The sequence below is a fragment of the Bacteroidia bacterium genome, from assembly GCA_025056095.1.
GTDB lineage: Bacteria > Bacteroidota > Bacteroidia > JANWVE01 > JANWVE01 > JANWVE01.
The window spans coordinates 1-4,311 of record JANWVW010000234.1; the positions used below are offsets into that span (position 1 = coordinate 1).

General features: G+C 37.9%; 3 protein-coding genes. 1 reads left to right on the forward strand and 2 read right to left on the reverse strand.

Features of this window, described 5'->3' with window-relative positions:
• Nucleotides 1-90 precede the first annotated feature (90 nt).
• The gene (locus NZ519_12575) at nucleotides 91-1,215 is read right to left on the reverse strand and encodes a DegT/DnrJ/EryC1/StrS family aminotransferase (protein MCS7029589.1); all 1,125 of its coding nucleotides are present in this window, start codon (nucleotides 1,213-1,215) and stop codon (nucleotides 91-93) included.
• A 90-nt stretch (nucleotides 1,216-1,305) separates the two neighbouring features.
• On the opposite strand from NZ519_12575, the gene NZ519_12580 reads away from it, so the two are divergent.
• The gene (locus tag NZ519_12580) at nucleotides 1,306-2,466 is read left to right on the forward strand and encodes a hypothetical protein (GenBank protein MCS7029590.1); all 1,161 of its coding nucleotides are present in this window, start codon (nucleotides 1,306-1,308) and stop codon (nucleotides 2,464-2,466) included.
• A gap of 5 nt (nucleotides 2,467-2,471) precedes the next feature.
• Here the strand turns inward: NZ519_12580 and NZ519_12585 are convergent, their stop codons facing one another.
• The gene (locus tag NZ519_12585) at nucleotides 2,472-3,485 is read right to left on the reverse strand and encodes an aldo/keto reductase family protein (protein MCS7029591.1); all 1,014 of its coding nucleotides are present in this window, start codon (nucleotides 3,483-3,485) and stop codon (nucleotides 2,472-2,474) included.
• Between the last annotated feature and the right edge of the window lie 826 nt (nucleotides 3,486-4,311).

The following is a 4,311-nucleotide window of genomic DNA, read 5'->3' on the forward strand; positions in this document are numbered from 1 at the left end:
AGCGTAGCCCGTAGCACGCCGACCTTGTGGGCATGAGCGCAAGCGAAACGCCCACAAGGGCACGCCCAAAAAAATAATCATCCAAAAATTTTATGAACAAACTGCATCTTTAAGATTATCTACGATGTAGTAAATCTGCTCATCGGTCAGCTCTGTGTGCATAGGTAAGGAAAGAACCTCTTTTTGTAACTGTTCGGCTACGGGCAAATGCAAATGATGATAATCGGCAAACATATTTTGCTTGTGTCCTACCACAGGATAGTAAATCATACTTGGAATGTTTTTCTCTGCTAATTTCTTTTGCACTTGATGATTGTTCTGTTTCTTCAATCGCAAAGTATATTGATGAAATACATGATAGCCATAAGGCGCACGATAAGGGGTAATGACTTCATCTACATTTTTAAGTAAATTGTCGTATTTGTCTGCGGCTTGGCGCCTTGCTTGAATGTAGTTATCTAGGTATTTTAGTTTGACATCTAATACAGCAGCTTGAATTGAGTCTAATCGACTATTCATGCCCACCATTTCGTGATAATAACGGACTTTTGAGCCATGATTTGCAATCATGCGAAGTTTTTCAGCAATAGCGTCATCATTTGTAAACATTGCTCCGCCATCGCCGTAGCAGCCTAAATTTTTAGAGGGAAAGAAAGAAGTTGTACCAATAATGCCCATTGTGCCCGCTTTTTTTTGAGTGCCATCAGGAAAAGTATATATAGCTCCGATAGCTTGAGCAGTGTCTTCAATTACAGGGATATTGTACTGCTGCGATATCTCCAATATAGGCTGCATATCACAAACTTGCCCAAACAAATGAACAGGAATAATTGCTTTAGTTCGGGGTGTAATAGCTTTTTTTAGACTATCTATGTTTATGTTAAAAGTGTCAGGGTCAGAATCTACAAAAACAGGCTTCAAACGCAGTATGGCTATAGTTTCTGCGGCAGCAATATAAGAAAAGCTAGGCGTAATTACCTCATCACCAGGCTGCAAACCTAAAGCCATCATGGATATTTGTAAGGCATCTGTACCGTTAGCACAAGGAATAACATGCTTTACATTTAGATATTTAGCTAAATTTTGAGCAAATTGTTTTACCGCAGGTCCATTTATGAAAGCACTGCTCTCTACTACATCTAAAATAGCTTTATCTATCTCCTGCTGAATACGATGATATTGAGTACGCAGGTCAACCATTTGAATACCTATCATCAACAGCAAAAATACGATTTAATTACGTACTTGCTAATGCAGCCTTTTTGTTGATTATTTGCCGTGATATTTTTTTAGTATTTTTGAGGTATGGAAGAAAGTCTATCAGAAATTGAGGCACTCATACAAGACTATCCCTACTACACTTTGCTTTATTTTAAGCAAGCTAAACTTTTAGCCCAATCCAAAGGCGAACCTTACAAAAATGCTCTCAAAATTGCTAGCGTTTATGCCCCTAATCGCAGAAAATTACAAGAATATATAGAAAATCTTACTGACTACCGCAAACAGGTAATACAACATCCTGAATGGTTATTAGATACGAATACACCTTCCCCTCAACCTGCAGAAAGTCAAGAGGAACTTATGAAGGAAGTTTTGCACGAAGAAACTTCTGTTATTGAGCCTCCTCCCCTTGTTGAGGAAGTTAAAGAAGTAGGATATATTTTGTCGGATTTAGATGAAAAAATTTTTTCTAATCCTGTAATTGAAGACATAGAAAAACTCAAACAATCTATTTACCAAAACCAAGAAAAGGCACGTTTAGCATTACTTCAAGATGGCATACAACGTAAAACATCTCAAACAACCGTAGAAAATTTAGTTCAGGAGGTAGGGCTACCTCAAAATCAAGACAAGATAAGTGCTGCACAAGATACTGAAAACATACAGCAGGGGGTTAGCTTAAATGTCCCCAAAATTAAAGAGTGGTTTGAGCAAGAACTACAAGCCGTTCGTGAAGCACAAGCCCTCAATAATAAAGAGTCAACTACAAACAAATCAAAAGATGAAAAAAATGAACAAGAAACTACTCAAAACTCTGCAACCGAAAATATAACCGATACGATTACTCAAAATACGCCCAAAGAACTTGAAACTAATCCACAGTATATGTCCTTGTTGGAAGAAATACTGATGAGCAATTTTACTCCGCAAGTTCCGCCTGTGGATAGACCTCCTTCTGCCGAAGACAAGAAAGCTCTACAAACTCGTATCATAGATAGGTTTTTAGAAATTCAACCTAAAATTACTAAACCTAAACTTGACGATACAGGTGTAATAGAAAATAAAACAGTACATCAAACAGTTGAATACGAAGACATTGCATCTGAAACTTTGGCTAAAATATTTGTATTGCAAAAGCAATATGAACGCGCTATTCGGATTTACCAAGTTTTAATAGCCAAAAATCCTGCTCAAAAAGAGCACTACGAAACAATTATCAAGGATATTCAAGCTAAAATGAATTGATTAAATCAATAGCCCCTTTTGATAATTCCATGTCCTATTAAAGCACCTGTATATTGATCTCTTGGGTGATTGTCTAATATGTTTTCTATTTCTTGAATAATTTCTGCGCTCAAAATTATTTCTACGGCTTTAACGTTTTCTTCAATTTGTTCAGGCTGCGTAGCTCCAATGATACAACTAGTAACAGGAGTTTTGCGCAAGCACCAAGCTAAAGCCAATTGGGCTAAGGTGCAACCTAATTCAGCAGCTATTTTTTTCAACATATCTATTTGAGTGTAAAATTTTTCGGTCATTTGCTGGGTAGGAAACATTTTGCCCATTTTTTCACTAGCAGCTCGGGAATTTTTGGGTCTAGGGTTTTCTTGTGTATATTTGCCTGTTAATAGTCCTTGTGCCAAAGGTGAATATACCATTAAACCTAAACCTTCTTGTTCACAAACTCCCATCACATCTATTTCTAAAGACCTGTTGAGCATGTTGTAAACGGGCTGATTGGAAATAGGTTTACGCCAATTATTTTTTTCACAAATTCGTATAGCATTGAGAATTTGTACTGCACTCCATTGGCTTACCCCCCAATAGAGAATTTTACCCTCTTCTATCAAACGGTGCATAGCGTAGCAAGTTTCTTCTAAAGGAGTGTCTATGTCATATCTGTGGCATTGATATAGGTCAATATAGTCTGTATGTAGGCGCATCAAGCTGGCTTCACATGCGTTGCGTATATGTCTTGCGGATAGCCCTTGCGACATAAAATGGTCGCTCATAGGACCGAATACTTTTGTAGCTAGTACAATTTCGTGTCTGTTTTTAGTTTTGAGGTAATTTCCAATTATGCGTTCTGCTTCTCCTCTGTTATATACATCTGCGGTATCAATTACGTTTATACCTAAGTCTATGGCTGTATCCAAGCATCGGAATGCCGTAGTATCCTCTACGCCAAAACCGTACGTCAGCCAACTTCCTATGCTTATTTGACTGCAAATCAAGCCTGATTTTCCTAAGTTTTTGTATTTCATATAGAGGGCAAAAATATGCAGATTATAGAATACATTTGCAGCTAAGCTTAACGGTATCATAGACCCCACTACGCGGGGTTTCTTTTACTTTACCCAATGGAGATACTATTACAGGAAATACACACAGCGAAAAACTTGCAGTATACGCTGTAAAATACAGCTATGCACTAAACAATCCTGTCAATTAAAGTAGCCTGCTCAACCACATTCCCCGCTTTAACAGAAACACTGACCAAGTAATAACTACGTAGATAGCATAGCATGATGACCGCTTGTATCAAAATATAGGATATACACCCTTTCAGAGTACTGCACGTTATCGTGTATCTGCTTTTTGGCGTATCTTTGTTTATATTTTACTTTGTATCCGTACGCGGTTGGTAGATTTTAATTGTTATACTGACACAGCTACTTTTCAAAAAGGTAAATAGTCGGCAGAATGAGTACAACGGGCACTATTTTTCTATTTTTGGGAGGTATTCAGGTTGTTAGATTGCAGGAAAAAATAACCTTTGTTTCTACAATGGGGTTCTTTATATAAAAAGGTTTGGCAGCTTTAAGATAGGTATGGCATATACCAAGGCAGATTTGATATTTGGCTAGATACCGAACTCTTAGGTAGCATGAAGGGCAGATTAGGGATTAGCATTGCATAGGAAAAGAAACTTGCTAAGAAGCCCACCGTTGTAGTCTTTTGTACTAAGCAGTTTTTTGCAAAACTGAATTGGTTTTGTTAATTGCACTGAATATTTTTTGGGCGTGCCCTTGTGGGCATTTCGCTTGCGCTCATGCCCACAAGGTCGGCGTGCTACGGGCTACGCTATCG

Bases quoted from the DNA above. Each gene is read 5' to 3' on its own strand.
- NZ519_12580 (MCS7029590.1), top strand. From the start codon at position 1,306: ATGGAAGAAAGTCTATCAGAAATTGAGGCACTCATACAAGACTATCCC.
- NZ519_12575 (MCS7029589.1), bottom strand. From the start codon at position 1,215: ATGATAGGTATTCAAATGGTTGACCTGCGTACTCAATATCATCGTATT.
- NZ519_12585 (MCS7029591.1), bottom strand. From the start codon at position 3,485: ATGAAATACAAAAACTTAGGAAAATCAGGCTTGATTTGCAGTCAAATA.